The sequence below is a fragment of the Enterobacter sp. CPE_E1241 genome (genome assembly GCF_045618265.1).
GTDB classification, from domain to species: Bacteria; Pseudomonadota; Gammaproteobacteria; order Enterobacterales; family Enterobacteriaceae; genus Enterobacter; species Enterobacter adelaidei.
In genome coordinates, this window is the sequence record NZ_JBIWYV010000001.1 from 493,372 (window position 1) to 514,450 (window position 21,079).

Sequence of the window (21,079 nt, forward strand, 5' to 3'; positions counted from 1 at the left end):
TGTCAGGGGCGTGTTTCCCGTTAAAGGAGACATGCATGAAAAATCTAATAAACCATGAAAAGGCGTTCATTTCGCTTTTCAACCAGACTGCTCGTTATCACCATCGACATCAGGTTTTTGAAGACTTCATCAGTTGCAGCGTTATTGCTCTTCAGAATGCCCTCAGTTTCTGCGAAAAGCGGGAGCAGAAATATCTGCGCATAGTTGCACGTTATGAAAAGAAGGATGTAGTCCGTATGGCAGAATTGCTGGCCCATGTTGTCAATGGGCTGGATGATTCACCGGGGGATTTTCTTGGACAGGTTTTCATGCAGCTTGAACTGGGTGATAAATATCGTGGTCAGTTTTTTACCCCATGGGATGTGGGCATCATGATGGCGCGCATGCAGCTCGGCAACGTTGCTGATAATTTTGCGGACAAGCCTTTTATTACCCTGGCGGAGCCAGCCTGTGGCGCGGGATGTATGGCGCTCGCATTTGCCACTGTGCTGCGCGATGCCGGTTATTCACCACACCGGTATTTGTGGGTTTCAGCTACTGATATCGATCCGCTGGCTGCGGGGATGGCTTATATTCAGTTAACGCTGTGTGGAGTGCCAGGTGAAGTGGTTATTGGCAACTCTCTTTGCGATGAACGCCGTCGTGTGTTGCATACGTTTGCGCATTACCAGGGCAACTGGCCCGGTCGTTTACGTCATGTCCTGAATCAGGCCGCCTGAATAATAAAAAGCTCCCTCCCGGGGGCTTTTTTATTGGGTATAGAGATTGAATGGTTGATGAGGCAGCATCTTGCTACTGGCCGTTATAGTAGTCTTATCTGAGTTGGCATTTCTCCGCGAACGAATTTAATGGTGAGCGGAGCATCAGTTCTGACCTGCAAAAGTGCTTTTACTTCCTCTTCAATTTCAGGCCAGTACAGGCCTGTTTTCTTATATGCAGGGAAAAAGAAAAACCTGATAACGGCAACGATCCTGTTCATCCAGTTTGCCTTCACGGACTTGTGGATGTCTTCAAACTCATCCAGTGTCATAGCGCCAATTTCCTTCCCGTTGGCTTCGACTACCCAGTACACATCTTTCATTCCGTCACCTCATCGTTCAGGCTTTTCCGTTTATCTACATCGTCTATTAAGGTGTTTGCCTGGAGATGACGAAGTGCGAATTCCAGTGAGGGAAACTCCATCGTTTCCTGACGTGACATAAAGCGATCTGTGGCGATGCCATATGTACCTGTTTCGATATTAAAAACGAAGCTGTGGCAGCAGTCCACCGCGGGGTAGTTATAAATCATTAATGATTTTTCTTTTCGCTCATCAGCAATAAGGTACGGCAGAACAAACTCCACCATCCGGATTGTTTGCTCCAGTTCTTCTTCAGACTTTGTTGTGAAACCGATCCCGTAAACTGACTGTCCGGTATAAATATTGCCGAAGGCAGTCAGACGCAGACCTGCGATCGTACCGACCCATTTATCACGGTATGCTCGCATGGTGGTTGAGGCATCCTCACTCATACTAAATATTCCATGCCAGTTGGGAGCATCTCCCCAGCTCGCTATGACGAGTTCATCTCTCTGATTTTCCAGGTCTGCAAGGTGGTCTTCGGCTATTTCCAGATTTCGTTCTGCACGTCTGACTGAGCGCTCTCGCTTTGCAATAACCTCTGAGGCATCGCTAATTAGCTTTTCAATGGCTTTGATATTTTCACCAGTTGGTAAACTGGACATATCAGTCTCCTGCGGCCGTGGAGAAGGTGACTTGCTCATTGCCCGACCTCCCGACTAACCTTCGTACCGCGTGCGACTTCCGGAATTTGTTTCCACAGGCGCGCGGTCCATTCAGGTTTAAGATGCTCCGGATTGGAGGAACGATAAATTGCGGTCACGTTGCTGCGTTTAGCATCGCCTGTGACTTCTATTGTCAGACGATCATTAGCTGCCCAGTTCCGGCTCATGCGATAATAAGACCCAGGTTGGGCTGACCAACTGGCACCTTCTGAAATTGCCGATGCTGACCAGCCAGCATTTCCCTGACCATTGTTTCTTGCGGCTGAAACGTCTTCATCAGAAGGAAAACCATAATGCTGCTTCAGGCGTAGTGCAGCAGTATCTACGCCGACTGGCAGGCTGAATGCCTGGGCAATCTCATTACGTTCAGCCTCTTTTTCAGAAGGATGCTGCTCACCAGGTGATATCATCGTGCTGACATCTGACAGTTGCCGCTGAAACTGATTGAGCTGGTTCTGGCTACACCCAGCAAGAGCCATAAGTACAAAAGAGATACCTGAGCAAAGAATGAGTTTTTTCATAGTGTTCTCCTGAGGACTTCCAGGGCTGTCAGTAAACAGCCCCTTCATTTTGCTGGATCAGAAAGTGAATTGAAGTTGTGCAACCGCCCCGTAGGTACGATCAGTGCCTGCGATGCCCGTGATATCCAGGTGAACCACATCAAACGGAGAGAACCCCAGGCCGGCAGTGAAAGCATTGCCTTCTCCGGAAGCCATGTTCTGGCGGTATCCCGCGCGCACCTGCATCCAGTTCCAGGCATTAATCTCGGCACCCAGACTTGCAAACTGACGCTTATTATCACTGGTGAAACCACTCGCCTCAGTCAGGTCGACATCGAGCGCGGTTGTGATGAAGCTGTTGTGCCATGAGGCGCCGGCAGTGGCCTGCGGTTTAATCCTGAACGTTCCCTTTTCACCATTTACTTCTTTGGTATCGATTGAGCGGGGGATGATATTTTGTACGGCCAGACCAAGAGTCCAGTTGTCGTTCAGGTTTGTGGACAGACCGACGTCGGCGTTAAAACCGGTTTTGGTATTGCGGTACTCGCTGGAGTCAATGTCGTTTTTGTCAAAATTACTGACGGAAACGTTGTAGTTAAACAGGTCAACGCGCTGGTATTTTGGTGTGATACCAAAGGACCAGGCATGTCCTGCAGTTTCGAACTCATGCGCCATGGCCACTCCGACATCGGTGATCACAGCCGCACGACCGTAGGCTCTTGACGTAAGTGAGTCAGTATCCACTGCAGAAGGGGGGATTGTGCCATCGGCGACCTTGTCGAGGTATTCCAGGTCGTGATCGCTGACCTTACCATCGACAGAGACAGTACCCCATGATTTCACCACAACGGCGAACGGTAGTGTCTGGTTCGGCACAGTTGCAATAACTGAAGCCCCGACCTGGCCGTTCGCATGTGTGTTTTTCAAATCCTGAAGCTTACTCTTGAGTGCCGCGGCGCTTTCGCTGACACCGGACTGATTAGCGACGGCGCTGTCGAAACGATCCCAGAGGTCCTTAACATCATCCGCTTTATCCACGGTTTTATCCGGGTCAGAGACCTGGGCGCCCACCGATGGCAGCACCAGGCTGAAATCATCGGTTGGTCCGGACGTAGTTAACAGAGCAGGGTTAGACAGAGCCGCAGTACCGTAGTGCGCGGATGCCACGCCGGTGCCACCCATAGCATCACCGCGTGCCTCCATCCAGTTCGTCGCAGCATTAACCGACGGCGCTGCGGAAACCAGAAGAGCAAGGGAAACGCAGCGTGTAATCATTGAAATTGAAGCTTTCATCATTTATATCCTTTGTCGTTTATGGTGTTTAAGGCAAAAAAATCCCCTGGCGCTGGTGCACCAATAAAACAATGTGTCTGACTGATTATTTCACTTAATATTGAGGGCTGTTATTTGGCTAACAAATTTACTCCATTCTGGTGTTATAAATTCCTCAGGGAAAAGAAAAGGTTCTCTTTCCTCTTCGGTCCATATATTTTGAGAAAACTTACCTGACTCTGTTTGTTGAAGTTTCTGAATTTCCCACAGTGCAGCGGCCGGAAGTATCTTTCCTTCTCTCAGCGCATCCAGTAAATAACCGGATGCATAAAATGTGTCGAAACTGTTGAGAATATGCGCTCTGAAGAGAATGTTGCTCATACTCAGGAATGAATTAAGTTGTGTTTTATAAGTACCTGAAGATGGACAATGCCCGATACATTCAACTACACGAATTGTTGTGTTATTAACGGTTTTATAGCGCCGAATAAAAATGAAAACATGTCCGGATTCGTCTTTGATATCTCCTGAGGTGTATTGATTCTCTCTGACCAGGAATATGTCAGGACGGGTCAGGTTGTCGTCAGATGTATATTCCTGAATTCTTTTTTTAATTATCATGGCAACCTGAATCCATTCGCTGAAAGCGGTCAGGTACACTGGCCGGGGATCACTTCCTTCCAGCCATCTGGTACTTACACAGAACCAGTCAGATAGCTGTTTCAGCAAAGGTGCAGTTAAGTAATCCATCGTTCTTTCACGGCTTTCCAGAACGCTCAGACCGATATTCCAGTCCGAGAGCAGGCGAGCCACGTCCAGTACCGACAGGCGGTGCTCATCCATCAGCAGCCAGAACCGTTCGTGGATATGTGTGATCACAGCCTGTCGGGGGATAAGCGTCTCGCGCATGATACCCTCGACGAGAATATTGACCAGTTCAGCTGATGAAATACCCAGGCGTCCTGATACCAGTGTGACGAAATCCCTGACAGCTGGTTTAAAACGTATTGCAATAGGGCTGCCAGACGTTTTCTTTCCGTCCGAAAGCTGGGCTACCAGCTGCTGCATATTTTCATCCCGTTCAGTGATGATACTGGCAAGGATGGAGGTGACGTTCAGACGGTTCATATAATTTCCCGGTGTTGGCTAATACATTAATTCGACTTAAGTTATTAATTATTGTATCCACTGTGGATACGTTACCGCGCACCAGAGTGGATGTATAACGATGAAAATCGATCGTTCAGATCGACTACATTGATGTAGCCAGTGTGACAACGGGTGAAAAATCAAAACAGGGGAAATTATTTTTCCGGATTGAAAGTTTTTCGTATGACAAGAACGGGCCATAACGTTCTGGACGGTACACGCCAGCGCCACTGTGCAAGAAGAATTTCCAGTTGCATAACTGCACGCGCAGCGGGTGTGAAGGGGACATGTATGACATGGCTTCGGTAATGTCCGGCCTGAATCTGAAGATGCCTTCTGATACGTTTAATTCGATAAGAGGTGAGGAGATGGGAGGCAATCACGATGGTGTTCTCTCTGCCACTGAGAGCGTCCTCTATACTGGTTAGCACTCCATTCCAGAACCAGGCCACACGTTCGGATGAAATACTGACGGTTGGCTGGTTTGGCGACAGATGCACGAATATCCTTGAGCTGCGCTTATGGTAGCTCAGGATGCAGGGCTGGCTGATGAGTCTGCGCTGCATCCAGTTCACCACTCTCAGAGAAAAAGGGGATATCAATACAAGCCCCCAGAGATACACCATCCCATCCTGATACCCCGTAATTAAAGCGATGAGCCCGTAACTCGCAAGACCCCAGCAGAGGATAATTCCAGAGACCACTAATCTTTGCATTCCTGTAGCTTCCCTCAGATTTCTGATGGCGCTTAAGGAAGCATGCTGATTAATTCTCTTCATCTGAAAACTGTGAACCGGCCTTTAAGGATTAATGCAAGTTCGTTTTGTTTAATCAGGAACTAAGGCTTTTGACTTGCAAAATACAACCGTCTCCATAGCGTAGCGTCAATTCGGTATTTGGTTATGGGGTGCTTATGCGTGGACTGAAATGGTTAACAGGCCTTGGGCTGGCAGTCGGAACGGAATACTCAGTAAGGCCATCCGTGCAGCCGGCACAAGCGGGAGGGTTCCGGAACGTACTGTCCGGTCAGTTGTTACTGGGAACTGCGGAGCGACAGAAGAACGTCCGGATGTTGCGGGAAAATTGCCCACTGTCACAGTCAGCCTTTGACGAATTCTGGCTAAAACCCTTAGAGCAAATGGCTGCTCGCGTTCAGGAAGTACCGGCAGCCTGGGCGGGGCCGTTCGCCACACCAGGGAGCTTTACTGACCTCAGTTTATCCGTGGCCGCAAGTGCCGTGAGGCTGGTACGCGGTATGATGTTACCTCCGGGAGCGACGCCTGAGGAGCAGGCAGAGCAGGGGCCTGCCTGGATATGCGCAGTGTTCTGGGCTGGGCTTTTTCATCATCTTGACTGGTTGTCGCAGATTGAAGGGAGCCTGGCGAACGGAAAAGCCTGGTGTCCGGGGATGGAAATACCCGGTGCAAACTGGCGGGTGCGTCCCCGGCAGGGGAGAACGGCTTCAATGAACGGCATGTACATTGCCAGTAAACTCATCCCGGATGCTGCGGCTATCTGGCTTCAACGCTGGCCGGCGATTTCAGGTGCGCTATTTTTGTACCTCAGCGGACAAAAAGCTCAGTCTGGAATTCTCAACAGCATCATCAGCGATGCGCTTGCCAGCGTTGCCAATAAATCAGGAACCGTTTCTGGTACAGCAAGCCCCTCTGAAAGCGATAAGGTGATCACCTCAGGGGAGGAAGGGGAGGAAGGATCCAGAACAAACAATATCCCAAATTTAATAGACGACGATATGCATCAAACGTCCAGTCACAAAAATATAACACCGGTTCCAGAGCCAATTAACAATGCTTCAATAGGTTACGATACTAACCAGACAGGTGATTATGCTGCTAAGGATGTTACCGGTCAGGTTACGTTGCTTTCGGCATTTGATAATCATGATACACAGTCATCCGATGAACGAACAGGTGATGAAACTGTCCCGGATGAGTCGGTATCAACCGCAGAATTTCTTAGCGTGCTTGACCAGATGTCGGGCTCTGGTGCTCCTGTTGTTGAAGAGAAGGTTGAAACTACTTCTTCTGAAGAGCCTTCGCTGGTCGGGATGGAATCTGGCACTCCAGGAGAAAAGTTTCTGGACTGGCTGAAATCCTCAATCCTTGACGGTACGGCTAGTGTCAATGAGGGCGAGAGTTTTGCACATATTCTGGCTCAGTTTGTATTCATTGTTTCACCTGAGTGTTTTTTTAAATATTTATCGCTGAATACAAACGAGTCACTGGATAAATCAGAGTTACAAAAAAGCTTTGAAGCTCTGAACGTTCATTATTCACGAAATGGTAAAGGCCTCTGGCATTACCATAAATACGATACGCCGGACAAAAGCGGTCGTTACACCAAAATGTCAGGATACATGCTGAGTGCTGACATTATTTACAGAAAAGGAACCTGTCCACCGGACAGCGTATGGCTTGCACGAAGAAATTAATACTATTGTTTAAGTCAGAATAACAATATACGAGGTGAATATGAACAATGCATTTGAAGAAGTGCTGGATGATTATTTTTTCAGTAAATCTTTGCGCCCGGCTACGGAGTGGAGCTACAGGAAGGTAGTCAGATCATTCATTTCCTTTAGCGGGAAAGGTATTTCACCTGAGCAGGTTGATAAAACGCTGGTTTTAACGTGGCGCCGAAAAATTATCCATGAGGAAGGACTGAGCAGAACGACATGGAATAATAAAGTGACTCATATGCGCGCTATATTTAATCACGCCATCGTTAATGGGCTTGTAACGATGAGGGAAAACCCTTTCAACGGCGTAATCACCCGACCCGATGTCAAACGCAAAAAAACACTGACTGATGTGCAGATGAATAAAATTTATCTGCACATGCTGGCAAGGGAAGAGGATGAACGGACTGGTATGATGGAGTTAAGAAAAAGCGCCTTACGGCCAGCATGGTTCTGGCTAACGGTACTGGATGCATTGCGGAGGACAGGAATGCGCCAGAACCAGTTGCTGCACATTCGCCTGGAGGATGTAAATTTTGAGCACCGCTGGATTAATCTCCGGCCTGAGGGTTCCAAGAACCATAAGGAGCACCGGGTTCCGATTACTGAAAACCTCCGTCCCAGACTTGAAAGGCTCTATAACCTCTCCCTTGAGCGTGGCGCGAAGATGCAGGACCAGTTGTTTAATCTTTCTCGCTTTGATGGCCGGAAGAATGAAATCAGCAGCAACATGGATTATCCGCCGTTGCGTGCGTTTTTCAGACGGCTTTCACGAGAATGCGGTTTTACAGTCAGTCCGCACAGGTTCCGACACACCATCGCGACTAACCTGATGCGTTTGCCGGATCGTAACCTGAAGATGGCACAGGACCTGCTGGGTCATTCAACACCGGCGGTCACGCTGGAGTATGTTGAAAGTGACCTGGATAAGGTACGGGACATGCTGGAGGAGCTGGATGCTGCATAAGACTAATCTTAAGTTAAATCTAAGTTGATGAAATTAAAAATGGAAAAAAAAGGGATGTTTGCTTTACAAAAGATTGACACAGGGAAGATCTGAGGGTAAATACGTTCGTGAAGTAAATTGTGGACGTGAGAAATCCAGAGGATGGTACCAACATCCTCTGGATTTAAGTCCCGTGTTCAACTGATGCGGTAACACAAGTACCATCATCATGCCGTCTGGGGACTGCTGTCTTGCCCGTTAAGGATCTCATCTCTTAACGAACAGGCTCTGAAGAAGTGGTGCCCGGACTCGGAATCGAACCAAGGACACGGGGATTTTCAATCCCCTGCTCTACCGACTGAGCTATCCGGGCAACGGAGCGCATTAAACCGCAATCAGGCCTTATCGTCAACCTTATTTCAGGAAAAGCTGTTCAACTGCTTAAGTTTGCGGCAATCTGACGGTTTACGCGCCGAATCAGCCCAATTTAGCCGATTCGTTTACGTCAATGCTCCGCCCATACGACATTGAGCAAAGCGCAGAATGTCTTCAGCCAGGCGATGTGCCGTATCGACATCAGCCTGGCTACGGTTTACCAGCATGCGGCTCAGGCAACCCTCCAGTACCAGCTCCATCTGCTTAGCCACCATTGCCGGGTCATCCACTTCCAGTGTGGTCAGCAGTTCGTGGGTGAAGTCATGCGCCGCCCGTTTTTGCTGATCCGCCAACTGATGGATAGGATGGCCAGGGTCAGGATAGAACGTACAGGCTGCAATAAACAGGCAGCCCGGATAACGGTTGTTACTGACACATTCGGTCAGGGCGGTATAGCGCGCCAGCAGCTTTTGTTCCGCTGTCAGTTCTTCGTTCAGCATCAGTTGCCTGCGCCAGACATCAACCTGCTGGCTGAGATAGCGCAGAGCATCATAAAGCAGTGCCTCTTTATCCGGCCAGAAGCGCTTAAGCTCATCCAGAGGGTAATCGATACGGTCGGCTACCATCTCAAGCGTGGTGCTGGCGATCCCTTGAATCTCAAGTAATTGCAGGGCTTGTCCCAGTACGTCTTCACGTTGCACGGTTTTCTCCTCCGCTATTCCCAACGGTTTGTCCCGTCTAAAGTGTTGTTTACGGTTGGCGATCGCGCAAATGTGTGCTGAAAGCCGCCGCATCCATAAACCCGGTTACGCGCTGTTCCGGCTGCTCTTTCCCCTGTTCATTGAAGAACAATATGGTTGGCAGACCGAGAACATTAAGTTGTTTCAGCAGGGCCTTGTCCTGTGCACTGTTGGCTGTAACGTTCACCTGGAGGAGAACAGTCTCTTTCAGGGCGCTTTGCACCTGTGGATCGCTAAAGGTGTATTTTTCGAACTCTTTACAGGCGACACACCAGTCAGCATAGAGATCGAGCATCACCGGTTTACCTTTTGCCTCTGCCAGGGCGCTGTTGAGTTCATCCACGTTTTTAATTTGGGTGAAGTTCAGATGCGCTTGTGTCTGACCCACCGGTGTGCCGAACGCCCAGTCCTGCAGAGGGCGTATGCTCACCAGCGCGGCAGCCAGCAGCAGGATTTGCACCAGGCGCATCCATGGCTGTTTCGCCCCCTGGCTGACGAGAAATGCCCAGGCAAAGAATGCTACGCCGAGCATCGCCCATAGGCGCAAGCCCCAGACGTCGCCAATGATACGCTCAAGGAGGAATACCGGCAGCGCGAGGATGACAAAGCCAAACGCGGTTTTCACCGTTTCCATCCACGGACCACTCTTAGGCAGCAGACGATTACCAAATACTGTTACCAGAATGAGCGGTAGACCCATCCCTAAAGCATAAAGGTACAACGTACCCCCGCCGAGCCACATATTGCCGCTCTGGGCGATGTAGAGCAGGATGGCGCTCAGTGGGGCCGTAGTACACGGGGAACAAATCAGACCGGCAATCGCCCCCATCGCAAACACGCCGCCTGCAGAGCCCCCCTGCTGACGGTTACTCATCATCGTTAAGCGGGTTTGCAAAGCCGACGGTAACTGCAGGGTAAACAGGCCGAACATCGACAGTGCCAGCAGGATAAAGATCGCCGACAAGCCAATAAGCACATAAGGATGTTGAAGTGCCGCCTGGAACTGTAACCCAGCAGCGGCAACCACAAGGCCGAGCGCCGTATAGGTAAGCGCCATACCCTGCACGTAAATAAAGGCCAGCAGCAGCGCGCGGGCGGTGGAAAGGCGTTGCTTACCGCCCAGCACGATGCCAGAGATGAGCGGATACATCGGCAGCACGCAGGGGGTAAAAGCAATGCCAATGCCAATCAGTAAGGCCCACAGTGCGGAGAACGGAAGGTCAGCGGGAGCTTCACGCTTCTCGCCCGAAGGAAGAGGGGTAACCGTGGTTGACGCTTTCACTTCACTGAGTGGAACCACCTTCGTTTCAGGGGGATAACAGAACCCGGCATCCGCACACCCCTGATAGGTCACCGTCAGCGTGGCGCCTTTATCGGCCTGATTCACCGTAACAGGCACGCTCAGGCGCTGGCGATAGATTTCACTTTTGCCGTAAAACTCATCCTCATGCCACTCGCCTGGGGGCATCTGTAAAGCGCCCACGTTTGCCTGAGCTGGCGTGATGCTTACCTGCTTGCGGTAGAGGTAATACCCCTCTTTGACCTGCCAGTTGAGATTCAGGTCGTGCTGATTTTGCTGAAAATCGAAAATGAACGCCTGGTCGGCAGGGATAAAATTCGAACGGCCGGGTGCGTCAAACAACCCGGCAAATACTGACGTGCTGCACAGCAGCAGGATCAGCGTAAGGAAGCGTTGAGCCATGAGAGATAGTCGTTATCGCCGTGGACTACTGGCAACACCAGCAGTTCTGGGGTTTGGTAAGGATGATGAGATTTGAGGCAGTCCAGGAGTGCCTGCTGGTTCGCCTGATTCGTTTTTAACAGCATCTGGACTTCGTACTCCTGCTCCAGTTTACCTTCCCAGCAGTAAAGGGAGGTGGCTCCGGGGAGGAGCGTCACGCAGGCAGCCAGCTTTTCGGCCAGTACTTTGGCGGCGAGATCCTGGGCAGAGGCTTCATCGGGGGCGGTGCACAATACGACAACAGCATCAGGCGTGTTCACAAGTCGACCTCCTCATCACGAAAGTCTTCACTATATCACGCGAGGCGATTGGTCATTAATGAATCGGGCCGCAGAGCGGCCCGATTTTAACTATTTTTACAACAACGCATGGTTTACAGCACGATGCCGCCGATGATAAATCCGAGGATCACGCACAACGTAATGGCGACCACACCCGGGATCAGGAACGCATGGTTAAACACGTATTTACCGATACGGGTTGAGCCGGTGTCGTCCATCTCCACTGCGGCCAGCAGAGTTGGATAGGTTGGAAGAACAAACAGAGCAGAAACCGCCGCAAACGAAGCGATTGCCGTCAGTGGCGTTACGCCCAGCATCAGTGCCGCAGGCATCAGTGCTTTGGTGGTCGCCGCCTGAGAGTAAAGCAGGGTAGCGGCGAAGAACAGGACTACCGCCAACAGCCATGGGTAGTTGTGCAGCAGGTCACCCGCAACGGTCTGAATATCGCTGATGTGTGCTTTCACGAAGGTATCACCGAGCCATGCAACGCCCAGTACGCAGACACAGGCGCTCATACCGGATTTAAAGGTGCTGGCGTTCAGCACTTCGCTGGTGTCAATTTTGCAGGTGATGCTAATCAGCGTAGCGATGGTCAACATGAACACCACAATCGCTTCGTTACGCGGCAGCACCGGGTTCTGGATCAAGCCCACCGTGTCACTGATGGCGGTCGCGTAGAACATGACTGCGACGATACCGATCAGGAACAGCAATACCGAGCGTTTTGCATGCGGTTTCAGTTCGAAGACCTGGCTACCACGCAGTTTCACTTCACCCTTAGCCAGACGTTCCTGATACACCGGATCGTCTTTCAGTTCGGCGCCAAGGAAGTTACACAGTACGGCAGTAATCATCACCGCAATCAGCGTCACCGGAATACAGATCGCCAGCAGCGTCAGGTAACTCACGCCCATCGGTTCAAGAATACCGGCGAAGAAGACTACGGCAGCGGAAATTGGCGACGCGGTGATTGCAATCTGCGACGCAACTACCGCAATGGAGAGCGGACGAGAAGGACGAATACCTTGCTCTTTCGCCACTTCGGTAATCACCGGCAACGTGGAGAATGCGGTGTGTCCGGTTCCCGCGAGAATGGTCATAAACCAGGTCACCAGTGGGGCAAGGAAGGTGATGTATTTTGGATGGCGGCGCAGCATACGCTCCGCCAGACTCACCAGGTAGTCCATACCGCCTGCCACCTGCATCGCTGCGATAGCGGCAATAACTGCCATGATGATTTCGATAACGTCAAAAGGTATTGCACCGGGTTTGATCTGAAAGATAAGGGTAAGAACGAGCACCCCGAGACCGCCGGCAAAACCGATGCCGATACCCCCGAGTCTTGCTCCCAAATAAATCGCCAACAAGACGATGACGAGTTCTGCTCCAAACATAAGGACCTGCCTTGCTTATTAACAAGTTGATATTGAATTGTTGTATTTTGGTAACGCTTATAAAGAAAAAAGGCACGTCACAAGTGACGTGCCTTAAGAAGCCTAGCCTGAACGGTTACTGTTCGCTTTCATCGGTATATCGTTTCGCTTTATATGCCGGGTGCATCAGGTTTTGGGCCGAGAAAATATCGTCCAGCTCGGCTTCGGTCAACAGTCCGCGTTCCAGAACCACTTCACGTACGCTCTTACCGGTTTCGGCGCAAATCTTACCGACGATGTCACCGTTGTGGTGGCCGATGAACGGGTTGAGGTAGGTGACGATCCCGATGGAGTTATAGACATAACCTTCACAGACTTCTTTATTCGCTGTGATGCCGTTAATGCATTTTTCCAGCAGGTTGTAGCAGGCGTTGGTCAGGATGTGGATGGATTCAAACATCGCCTGGCCAATCACTGGTTCCATCACGTTCAGCTGCAACTGACCCGCTTCAGAGGCCATAGTCACGGTCGTGTCGTTACCGATGACTTTGAAGCAGACCTGGTTCACCACTTCAGGCACAACCGGGTTCACTTTGGCTGGCATGATGGACGAGCCCGCCTGCAGTTCTGGCAGGTTGATTTCGTTCAGACCCGCACGCGGACCAGAGGAGAGCAGGCGCAGGTCGTTACAGATTTTGGACAGTTTCACCGCCAGACGTTTTAGGGCGCTGTGTACCATCACGTAAGCGCCGCAGTCGGAGGTCGCTTCAATCAGGTCTTCTGCAGGGACAACCGGCAGGTTAGAGACTTCAGCCAGTTTCTGTACCGCCAGTTGCTGATAGCCATCCGGGGTGTTCAGACGTGTACCGATGGCGGTTGCGCCCAGGTTCACTTCAAGCAGCAACTCGGAGGTGCGCAGCAGGTTTTTCGTTTCTTCGTTGAGCAGCACGTTAAACGCGTGGAATTCCTGGCCGAGGGTCATTGGCACTGCGTCCTGTAATTGGGTACGACCCATTTTCAGGATATCCTGGAACTCAACCGCTTTACGCTGGAAGCCATCGCCCAGCTGGTTAATCGCGTCCACCAGTTTCACTACAGAGGCATACACCGCGATACGGAAACCGGTAGGGTAGGCGTCGTTGGTCGACTGGCATTTATTAACGTGGTCGTTCGGGTTCAGGTACTGGTATTCACCTTTCTGGTGACCCATCAGCTCCAGGCCAATGTTTGCCAGTACTTCGTTGGTATTCATGTTGACAGAAGTGCCCGCGCCGCCCTGATAGACGTCAACCGGGAACTGGTCCATGCATTTGCCGTTGTTCAGCACTTCATCGCAGGCCGCGATAATCGCATTTGCCGCGCTTTTAGGAATGGTTTGCAGCTCTTTGTTGGCCAGTGCTGCGGCTTTTTTCACCATCACCATGCCACGGACAAATTCAGGGATGTCGCTGATTTTGCTGTTGCTGATGTAGAAGTTTTCAATCGCTCTCAGAGTGTGGACACCGTAGTAGGCATCCGCTGGAACTTCCCTGGTACCCAACAAGTCTTCTTCGATACGAATGTTGTTTAACATGTGAACCTTCTTTTCAAGCTGCCGATGGATTGTACTAAACACACAGTATTAATGTGGTTTTGAATATTTTCTGACCGACGATTATTCCCTCAATCAGCCAGATGCTCGAGATCATATGCTGATGATAGCGAATTGCCGTAAGCTGGATCACTTATTATCGAGCCGATTCCATGATAATTATTAATCTGTGAAATGAGTCACCGCTTTAATATTTCCAAAAAAAATATCCGTGCAAACTGATTGAAATTTCGCTAACCGTCACCATCTCATACAAACGCGCGTCGCGAACACATTCAGACAGGGGCCCAACGGCACCTGCCACACAGGAGATGCCAGTGCGCTGGATACCGTTTATTGCTTTCTTTCTCTATGTTTACGTTGAGATTTCCATTTTCATCCAGGTTGCCCATGTGCTGGGCGTCCTGCTGACGCTGATTCTGGTGATTTTCACCTCCGTCATCGGCATGTCGCTGGTGCGTAATCAGGGTTTCAAAAATTTCCTGATAATGCAGCAGAAGATGGCTGCTGGTGAAAGCCCGGCCGCGGAGATGATCAAAAGCGTTTCGCTGATAATTGCGGGTCTGCTGCTGATTCTGCCGGGGTTCTTCACCGACTTCCTCGGCCTTTTATTGCTTCTGCCACCGGTGCAAAAGCACCTGACCATGAAGCTGCTGCCGCATCTGCGCTTTAGCCGTATGCCGGGCGGTGGGTTCAGCACCGGCCCGGGTGATACGTTTGAAGGGGAGTATCAGCGTAAGGATGAACAGCACGACCGTTTAGACCATAAAGACGATCGCTGATTTTTTTTGCCCGGTGGCGCTTCGCTTACCGGGCCTACGGATTCTGCCGTTTTGGTAAAAACAGCCACAGCCCTACCAGCATGACAATAGCGTACACGCTCTTCCATCCCACCATCGCGAGCAACAGCAGGCAAAGCACACCCCCGATGACCGCCAGCGCTTTGTAGCGACCTTTCAGCAGACGACAACCCGCCAGCATGCACAGCAGGTAGATCATGATGAAAATGCCGTTGGCGTAGACGATCAGTGCATCCAGATTGATATTCAGGGCGTAAATACACAGCGTGCTCAACACACAGCAGCCCAGTACGGCATTCAGGGCATTCAGCGGAAGCTGGCGTTTTGACAGACGCGCGAGACGGCTTTCAGGCTTGTACAACGCTTGCGACCACACCAGGCGGGCAAAACTCTGAATGTAGATATTGAGGCTGGCAAAACAGGCGAGATAACCAATCACGCAGGCCACCCAAAGGGCTTTTACCCCAAACAATTGCACCACAATGCCTGGTAGCGAGGCGGCAGCCGCTTTATCCGCCCCGAATGCGTTAAAGTGCAGCACAAGTACGGTACACGCCCAATAAACCGTTCCCGCCAACAACAGACCAATCATCAGCGCGCGCGGGAAATCGCGTTCAGGTTGCGTAAACTCGGAAGCCAGATGGGCGAACGCTTCAAGTCCAACAAAGCACCAGAACATGACGGAAAGCGCAGCGAAAAGCTGCGAATGGTCGACATCCTTGAGTACCGGGAAGGGAATTTCCGCTACGGTGAGATTTCCTGCCCACCAGATAGCGACAATCAATGCGACGATAAGGATTGCGACCAGCGTTTGCAGATTGGCACTGGAACTGGCTCCGCGCGAACCGACCCACCAGACAATCGCCAGCGTACCCAGTTCGGCTAACAGCAACTGCTCGTTATGCCAACCAAACAGCGCCTGGCCAAAGCCGGTCGCAATATGAAGCGCCGCAGGCAGGCCAACCGGAATGACGGAGAGAAACAGCCAGCCGGTAACACGCTGCAGCCGCGGGCCAAAGGCCAGCCCGACAAAATGCGCCACGCCGCCTGCGCTGGGAAAATGCCGCCCCAGGATGGCAAACACAATGGCTATTGGGAAAACCAGCACAATCAGTACCGGCCACGCCCACAGGCTGTTATTTCCGGCAACCATCGCCGCCAGTGCGGGTACGGCAAACACGCCCGTCCCTAACAAGGAGGTTGAGAGCAGGCCAACGCCTTGCGCCAGCCCCAACTCCTGCTTGAGTCCACTCATTGACATCGCCCTGCCAGTACTAAAAGAGAGGCGATGGTAACACTTTCGCAATTTTTTTTTTCAACTCCCCCTTGAAGGGGGAAAAAGCTATCCCCATCTCTCAGGGCACTAGTCGGAAAACCGCATGCGGGCCGGCGTCATCCATAACTGATAATGACTTTCTCAAAGGAGAGCTATCAATGAGTATTCGTCCGTTACATGATCGTGTGATCGTCAAACGTAAAGAAGTTGAAACCAAGTCTGCTGGCGGTATCGTTCTGACCGGTTCTGCAGCAGCCAAATCAACGCGTGGCGAAATCATCGCTGTCGGTAAGGGCCGCATCCTGGAAAACGGAACTGTGCAGCCACTGGACGTTAAAGTTGGTGACATCGTAATTTTCAACGATGGCTACGGCGTGAAATCCGAGAAGATCGACAATGAAGAAGTGTTGATCATGTCCGAGAGCGACATTCTGGCAATTGTTGAAGCGTAATTTACGCACGAGAATTTGAGGAAATAAGAACATGGCAGCTAAAGACGTAAAATTCGGTAACGACGCTCGTGTAAAAATGCTCCGCGGCGTAAACGTACTGGCAGATGCAGTTAAAGTAACTCTGGGCCCGAAAGGCCGTAACGTAGTGCTGGATAAATCCTTCGGCGCGCCAACCATCACCAAAGATGGTGTTTCTGTAGCACGTGAAATCGAGCTGGAAGATAAGTTCGAAAACATGGGCGCGCAGATGGTGAAAGAAGTTGCCTCTAAAGCGAACGACGCTGCAGGCGACGGTACCACCACCGCGACCGTACTGGCGCAGGCTATCATCACCGAAGGTCTGAAAGCCGTTGCTGCAGGCATGAACCCAATGGATCTGAAACGTGGTATCGACAAAGCTGTCGCTGCTGCTGTTGAAGAACTGAAAACGCTGTCTGTACCATGCTCTGACTCTAAAGCGATTGCTCAGGTAGGTACCATCTCCGCTAACTCCGACGAAACCGTAGGTAAACTGATCGCGGAAGCGATGGACAAAGTCGGTAAAGAAGGCGTCATCACCGTTGAAGACGGTACCGGTCTGGAAGACGAACTGGACGTGGTTGAAGGTATGCAGTTCGACCGCGGTTACCTGTCCCCATACTTCATCAACAAGCCAGAGACTGGTGCTGTTGAACTGGAAAGCCCGTTCATCCTGCTGGCTGACAAGAAAATCTCCAACATCCGCGAAATGCTGCCAGTGCTGGAAGCCGTTGCGAAAGCAGGCAAACCGCTGGTTATCATCGCTGAAGACGTTGAAGGCGAAGCGCTGGCGACCCTGGTGGTTAACACCATGCGTGGTATCGTGAAAGTGGCTGCGGTGAAAGCACCTGGCTTCGGCGATCGCCGTAAAGCGATGCTTCAGGATATCGCTACTCTGACTGGCGGTACCGTTATCTCTGAAGAGATCGGTATGGAGCTGGAAAAAGCGACCCTGGAAGACCTCGGCCAGGCTAAACGTGTTGTGATCAACAAAGACACCACCACCATCATTGATGGCGTAGGTGAAGAAGCCGCTATTCAGGGCCGCGTTGGTCAGATCCGTAAGCAGATCGAAGAAGCCACCTCTGATTACGACCGTGAAAAACTGCAGGAGCGCGTAGCGAAACTGGCAGGCGGTGTTGCCGTAATCAAAGTGGGCGCAGCGACCGAAGTTGAAATGAAAGAGAAGAAAGCACGCGTTGACGATGCTCTGCACGCGACCCGTGCTGCGGTAGAAGAAGGCGTGGTTGCTGGTGGTGGTGTTGCGCTGGTGCGCGTTGCCGCTAAACTGGCTGGCCTGACTGCGCAGAACGAAGATCAGAACGTGGGTATCAAAGTTGCACTGCGTGCAATGGAAGCACCTCTGCGTCAGATCGTATCCAACGCCGGTGAAGAGCCATCTGTGGTTGCGAACAACGTGAAAGCGGGCGAAGGTAACTACGGTTACAACGCAGCGACTGAAGAATACGGCAACATGATCGACTTCGGTATCCTGGACCCAACTAAAGTGACCCGTTCTGCTCTGCAGTACGCGGCATCTGTTGCTGGCCTGATGATCACTACCGAGTGCATGGTGACCGACATGCCTAAAGGCGACGCACCTGACTTAGGTGCTGCTGGTATGGGCGGCATGGGCGGTATGGGCGGCATGATGTAATCGTGCGTTCTACGTCGTAGAATGTGAAAAACCCCCGGGCAGAAATGCTCGGGGGTTTTTCTTTTGGTCATCTTTTAGGTATAAGGTTTACACACGGACAACTACTGTCCAGCTTATTGAAAACGAGGAATAACATGCGCGTAAAAGTCTGTGCAGGGATCGTAGGAGCAGCATTGCTGCTGGCGGGTTGTAGCTCCAGCAATGAACTGTCGGCAGCGGGCCAGGGCGTTCGCTTTGTGGAAGATAAGCCTGGCAGTGAATGTCAGCTGTTAGGCACCGCAACCGGTGAGCAAAGCAACTGGATGTCAGGTCAGCATGGCGAGGAAGGTGGTTCTATGCGCGGTGCGGCGAATGCCCTGCGTAACCAGGCTGCGGCCATGGGTGGGAACGTGATTTACGGCGTAAGCAGCCCAACGCAGAGTATGCTGTCCAGCTTCGTGCCGACCGCCAGCCAGATGAATGGCCAGGTCTACAAGTGCCCGAACTGATTGCCTTTTCCCTCTCCCGTTGGGAGAGGGTTAGGGTGAGGGGAATTAGTGTTGCCGCAACTGTAAATCCAGCGGCGTCTTGCTTGGCTCACCGCCAATCTCACGTGCCAGTTTCGGCACCATATAGCCTGAAACCAGCGTTAACAGTTCGCGCATAATCTGCCGGGCTTCTTCATCCGTTACCATGAAATGTGCCGCACCCTGAACGCGATCCAGCACGTGCAGGTAATAGGGCATTACTCCGGCATCAAACAGGGCATTGCTCAGGTCAGCCAGCACGTGGGCGCTATCATTCACGCCACGCAGCAGCACGCTCTGGTTTAGCAGCGTCACGCCCGCTTTACGCAGACGCGCCATCGCCGCGCGAAAATCATCGCCAATTTCGTTCGCGTGGTTAATGTGGTTCACCAGCAGCACCTGCAGTCGAGACTGCTCCAGGCGCGACACCAGGCCGTCAGTGATACGCGCCGGAATGACAATCGGTAAACGGCTGTGAATGCGCAGACGCTTAATGTGCGGGATGGCTTCAAGCTGAGTCAGCAGCCAGTCCAGCTCGTGATCTTTCGCCATCAGCGGATCGCCACCGGAAAAAATAATCTCGTCCAGCTCCGGATGGGCGGCAATATAGTCCAGCGCGACCTGCCAGTTGCGTTTATTGCCCTGATTTTCCGCATACGGGAAGTGCCGACGGAAGCAATAACGACAATTTACCGCGCAGCCACCTTTTACCAGCAGCAGGGCTCGGTTGAGATACTTATGCAGTAAACCTGGCACCACACTGTTCTGCTCTTCCAGAGGATCGGTGCTATAACCCGGCGCGGTGACAAATTCATTCTGCGAAGTAAGTGTTTGTTTTAAAAGTGGATCGTCGGGGTTGCCTTTCTCCATCCGTGCCACAAACGCACGGGGAACGCGCAGGGCGAAAAGGCGCTTTGCCTCGCGTCCTGCAAGCAACTCTGGGTGCTGATCGAGGTCTAAAAGACGCAGCAATTCATCAGGACTGGTGATTACATCGGCAAGTTGCGATAACCAATCTTCTCTGGACGGGGTGTTTAGGGTTACAATATGCGCCATTTTGTGGCTTAGCTACCAGTTAACAAATTTAGAGGGCCTTATGGCAACGTACTATAGCAACGATTTTCGTGCTGGTCTTAAAATCATGATGGACGGCGAACCGTACGCGGTTGAAGCCAGCGAATTCGTTAAACCAGGTAAAGGCCAGGCATTCGCACGCGTTAAGCTGCGCCGTCTGCTGACCGGTACCCGTGTTGAGAAAACCTTCAAGTCTACTGATTCCGCTGAAGGCGCTGATGTTGTTGATATGAACCTGACCTATCTGTACAACGACGGTGAGTTCTATCATTTCATGAACAACTCTACTTTCGAACAGCTGTCTGCTGATGAGAAAGCGGTAGGTGACAGCGCGAAATGGCTGCTGGATCAGGCCGAGTGCATCGTGACCCTGTGGAATGGCCAGCCTATCGCTGTGACCCCACCTAACTTCGTTGAGCTGGAAATCGTTGAAACCGATCCAGGTCTGAAAGGCGACACCGCAGGTACCGGTGGTAAGCCAGCCAAACTGTCTACCGGCGCAGTGGTTAAAGTTCCACTGTTCGTACAGACTGGCGAAGTGATCAAAGTGGATACCCGCTCCGGCGAATACGTATCCCGCGTGAAGTAATTTACGTTTTGATTGAAGGCGCAGCGCCCGCTGCGCCTGATTTTTACAGGCAGGGATGATGAAACGTACCGTTAAAATTCTGCTTCTGTTAGCGCTTTCCAGCGCATTACTCTCCGGCTGTAACACCACGCGTGGAATGGGACAAGATATCCAGGATCTCGGTCATATCATTTCTCACGCCGCCAGCTAAGTTCGTCTAATTTTCCTAAAAATGCTTCCTTTTCCGTCAGCCGACGGGATCTTGTCTATTCTTAAGTTGCTATACACAAAACAACTTTGGCTATAAAAGGAAGATATTATGGTTAAGAAGACAATTGCAGCGATCTTTTCAGTCTTGGTACTTTCTTCGGTGTTAACGGCCTGTAATACCACGCGTGGCGTCGGTCAGGATATTTCTGAAGGTGGTAGCGCAATCTCTGGTGCGGCAACAAAAGCCCAGCAGTAATTAACAAACGGTACGGGACCTGATGGGTTT

Annotated in this window: 23 protein-coding genes and 1 tRNA gene; 10 read left to right on the top strand and 14 right to left on the bottom strand. The window is 51.4% G+C overall.

What is annotated here, in order from left to right; genetic code table 11:
- The first annotated feature begins 35 nt into the window (after positions 1 to 35).
- Positions 36 to 719: a hypothetical protein gene (locus ACJ9Y9_RS02330; RefSeq protein ID WP_000793034.1), complete on the top strand. Its 684-nt coding sequence runs from the start codon at positions 36 to 38 to the stop codon at positions 717 to 719.
- A gap of 83 nt (positions 720 to 802) precedes the next feature.
- Here ACJ9Y9_RS02330 and ACJ9Y9_RS02335 read toward each other — a convergent pair whose 3' ends face one another.
- From ACJ9Y9_RS02335 to ACJ9Y9_RS02360, 6 genes are all read right to left on the bottom strand, one after another.
- Complete coding sequence (locus tag ACJ9Y9_RS02335; RefSeq protein WP_032676634.1) at positions 803 to 1,081, bottom strand: hypothetical protein; 279 nt, start codon at positions 1,079 to 1,081, stop codon at positions 803 to 805.
- Positions 1,078 to 1,725, bottom strand: a complete 648-nt coding sequence (locus ACJ9Y9_RS02340; protein ID WP_032676635.1) for a hypothetical protein — start codon at positions 1,723 to 1,725, stop codon at positions 1,078 to 1,080. The genes ACJ9Y9_RS02335 and ACJ9Y9_RS02340 overlap by 4 nt, the downstream gene beginning before the upstream one ends.
- 35 nt (positions 1,726 to 1,760) lie before the next feature.
- Entirely contained in the window at positions 1,761 to 2,306 is a 546-nt protein-coding gene (locus ACJ9Y9_RS02345) for a hypothetical protein (protein ID WP_032676637.1), read from the bottom strand.
- 57 nt (positions 2,307 to 2,363) lie between these two features.
- Positions 2,364 to 3,560, bottom strand: coding sequence for a conjugal transfer protein TraF (locus ACJ9Y9_RS02350; RefSeq protein WP_072268468.1), 1,197 nt, complete (start codon positions 3,558 to 3,560; stop codon positions 2,364 to 2,366).
- Positions 3,561 to 3,668: 108 nt separating this feature from the next.
- A complete protein-coding gene (locus tag ACJ9Y9_RS02355) occupies positions 3,669 to 4,685 on the bottom strand; it encodes a hypothetical protein (RefSeq protein ID WP_032676639.1) in 1,017 nt (338 codons plus the stop codon).
- Between the two features lie 176 nt (positions 4,686 to 4,861).
- Complete coding sequence (locus ACJ9Y9_RS02360; RefSeq protein ID WP_032676640.1) at positions 4,862 to 5,422, bottom strand: hypothetical protein; 561 nt, start codon at positions 5,420 to 5,422, stop codon at positions 4,862 to 4,864.
- Between the two features lie 197 nt (positions 5,423 to 5,619).
- Here ACJ9Y9_RS02360 and ACJ9Y9_RS02365 point away from each other — a divergent pair, with 197 nt between their 5' ends.
- Both ACJ9Y9_RS02365 and ACJ9Y9_RS02370 read left to right on the top strand, forming a co-directional pair.
- Positions 5,620 to 7,158: a TraI domain-containing protein gene (locus ACJ9Y9_RS02365; protein WP_032676641.1), complete on the top strand. Its 1,539-nt coding sequence runs from the start codon at positions 5,620 to 5,622 to the stop codon at positions 7,156 to 7,158.
- A 40-nt stretch (positions 7,159 to 7,198) separates the two neighbouring features.
- Positions 7,199 to 8,152, top strand: a complete 954-nt coding sequence (locus ACJ9Y9_RS02370; RefSeq protein ID WP_032676642.1) for a site-specific integrase — start codon at positions 7,199 to 7,201, stop codon at positions 8,150 to 8,152.
- Positions 8,153 to 8,428: 276 nt separating this feature from the next.
- Here the strand turns inward: ACJ9Y9_RS02370 and ACJ9Y9_RS02375 are convergent.
- The 6 genes from ACJ9Y9_RS02375 to aspA all read right to left on the bottom strand — a co-directional run bounded on the left by ACJ9Y9_RS02375 (position 8,429) and on the right by aspA (position 14,214).
- Positions 8,429 to 8,504: transfer RNA gene (locus tag ACJ9Y9_RS02375), tRNA-Phe, on the bottom strand.
- A gap of 127 nt (positions 8,505 to 8,631) precedes the next feature.
- On the bottom strand, positions 8,632 to 9,207 hold the full coding sequence (locus ACJ9Y9_RS02380) for a transcriptional regulator (protein WP_028016412.1): 576 nt from the start codon (positions 9,205 to 9,207) through the stop codon (positions 8,632 to 8,634).
- 49 nt (positions 9,208 to 9,256) lie between these two features.
- A complete protein-coding gene (locus tag ACJ9Y9_RS02385; protein ID WP_028016413.1) occupies positions 9,257 to 10,948 on the bottom strand; it encodes a protein-disulfide reductase DsbD in 1,692 nt (563 codons plus the stop codon).
- Positions 10,924 to 11,247 carry a divalent cation tolerance protein CutA gene (cutA, locus tag ACJ9Y9_RS02390; protein WP_028016414.1) on the bottom strand — a complete coding sequence of 108 codons (324 nt, stop codon included), beginning with the start codon at positions 11,245 to 11,247 and terminating at the stop codon, positions 10,924 to 10,926. Before cutA ends, ACJ9Y9_RS02385 begins: the two co-directional genes overlap by 25 nt.
- A gap of 113 nt (positions 11,248 to 11,360) precedes the next feature.
- Positions 11,361 to 12,662, bottom strand: coding sequence for an anaerobic C4-dicarboxylate transporter (locus ACJ9Y9_RS02395; RefSeq protein WP_028016415.1), 1,302 nt, complete (start codon positions 12,660 to 12,662; stop codon positions 11,361 to 11,363).
- A gap of 115 nt (positions 12,663 to 12,777) precedes the next feature.
- Entirely contained in the window at positions 12,778 to 14,214 is a 1,437-nt protein-coding gene (aspA, locus tag ACJ9Y9_RS02400) for an aspartate ammonia-lyase (RefSeq protein WP_003855923.1), read from the bottom strand.
- Between the two features lie 335 nt (positions 14,215 to 14,549).
- On the opposite strand from aspA, the gene ACJ9Y9_RS02405 reads away from it, so the two are divergent.
- Positions 14,550 to 15,014 (top strand): FxsA family protein, encoded by a 465-nt coding sequence (locus ACJ9Y9_RS02405; RefSeq protein WP_028016416.1) that lies wholly within the window; start codon positions 14,550 to 14,552, stop codon positions 15,012 to 15,014.
- A gap of 34 nt (positions 15,015 to 15,048) precedes the next feature.
- Here ACJ9Y9_RS02405 and yjeH read toward each other — a convergent pair whose 3' ends face one another.
- Positions 15,049 to 16,287 (bottom strand): L-methionine/branched-chain amino acid transporter, encoded by a 1,239-nt coding sequence (gene yjeH, locus ACJ9Y9_RS02410; RefSeq protein WP_028016417.1) that lies wholly within the window; start codon positions 16,285 to 16,287, stop codon positions 15,049 to 15,051.
- 179 nt (positions 16,288 to 16,466) lie between these two features.
- Here yjeH and ACJ9Y9_RS02415 point away from each other — a divergent pair, with 179 nt between their 5' ends.
- The 3 genes from ACJ9Y9_RS02415 (at position 16,467) to ACJ9Y9_RS02425 (ending at position 18,923) form a co-directional block, all read left to right on the top strand.
- A complete protein-coding gene (locus tag ACJ9Y9_RS02415; RefSeq protein WP_003855929.1) occupies positions 16,467 to 16,760 on the top strand; it encodes a co-chaperone GroES in 294 nt (97 codons plus the stop codon).
- 31 nt (positions 16,761 to 16,791) lie between these two features.
- Positions 16,792 to 18,435, top strand: coding sequence for a chaperonin GroEL (groL, locus tag ACJ9Y9_RS02420; RefSeq protein WP_028016418.1), 1,644 nt, complete (start codon positions 16,792 to 16,794; stop codon positions 18,433 to 18,435).
- Positions 18,436 to 18,569: 134 nt separating this feature from the next.
- Positions 18,570 to 18,923, top strand: a complete 354-nt coding sequence (locus ACJ9Y9_RS02425) for a DUF4156 domain-containing protein (RefSeq protein ID WP_023310115.1) — start codon at positions 18,570 to 18,572, stop codon at positions 18,921 to 18,923.
- 45 nt (positions 18,924 to 18,968) lie between these two features.
- Here ACJ9Y9_RS02425 and epmB read toward each other — a convergent pair whose 3' ends face one another.
- Positions 18,969 to 19,997 (bottom strand): EF-P beta-lysylation protein EpmB, encoded by a 1,029-nt coding sequence (epmB, locus tag ACJ9Y9_RS02430; RefSeq protein WP_028016419.1) that lies wholly within the window; start codon positions 19,995 to 19,997, stop codon positions 18,969 to 18,971.
- Positions 19,998 to 20,037: 40 nt separating this feature from the next.
- On the opposite strand from epmB, the gene efp reads away from it, so the two are divergent.
- From efp to ecnB, 3 genes are all read left to right on the top strand, one after another.
- A complete protein-coding gene (efp, locus tag ACJ9Y9_RS02435; protein ID WP_010427766.1) occupies positions 20,038 to 20,604 on the top strand; it encodes an elongation factor P in 567 nt (188 codons plus the stop codon).
- Between the two features lie 58 nt (positions 20,605 to 20,662).
- The gene (locus ACJ9Y9_RS02440; RefSeq protein ID WP_024907352.1) at positions 20,663 to 20,794 is read left to right on the top strand and encodes an entericidin A/B family lipoprotein; all 132 of its coding nucleotides are present in this window, start codon (positions 20,663 to 20,665) and stop codon (positions 20,792 to 20,794) included.
- A gap of 108 nt (positions 20,795 to 20,902) precedes the next feature.
- On the top strand, positions 20,903 to 21,049 hold the full coding sequence (ecnB, locus tag ACJ9Y9_RS02445) for a lipoprotein toxin entericidin B (protein ID WP_003025482.1): 147 nt from the start codon (positions 20,903 to 20,905) through the stop codon (positions 21,047 to 21,049).
- The last annotated feature ends 30 nt before the right edge of the window (positions 21,050 to 21,079 follow it).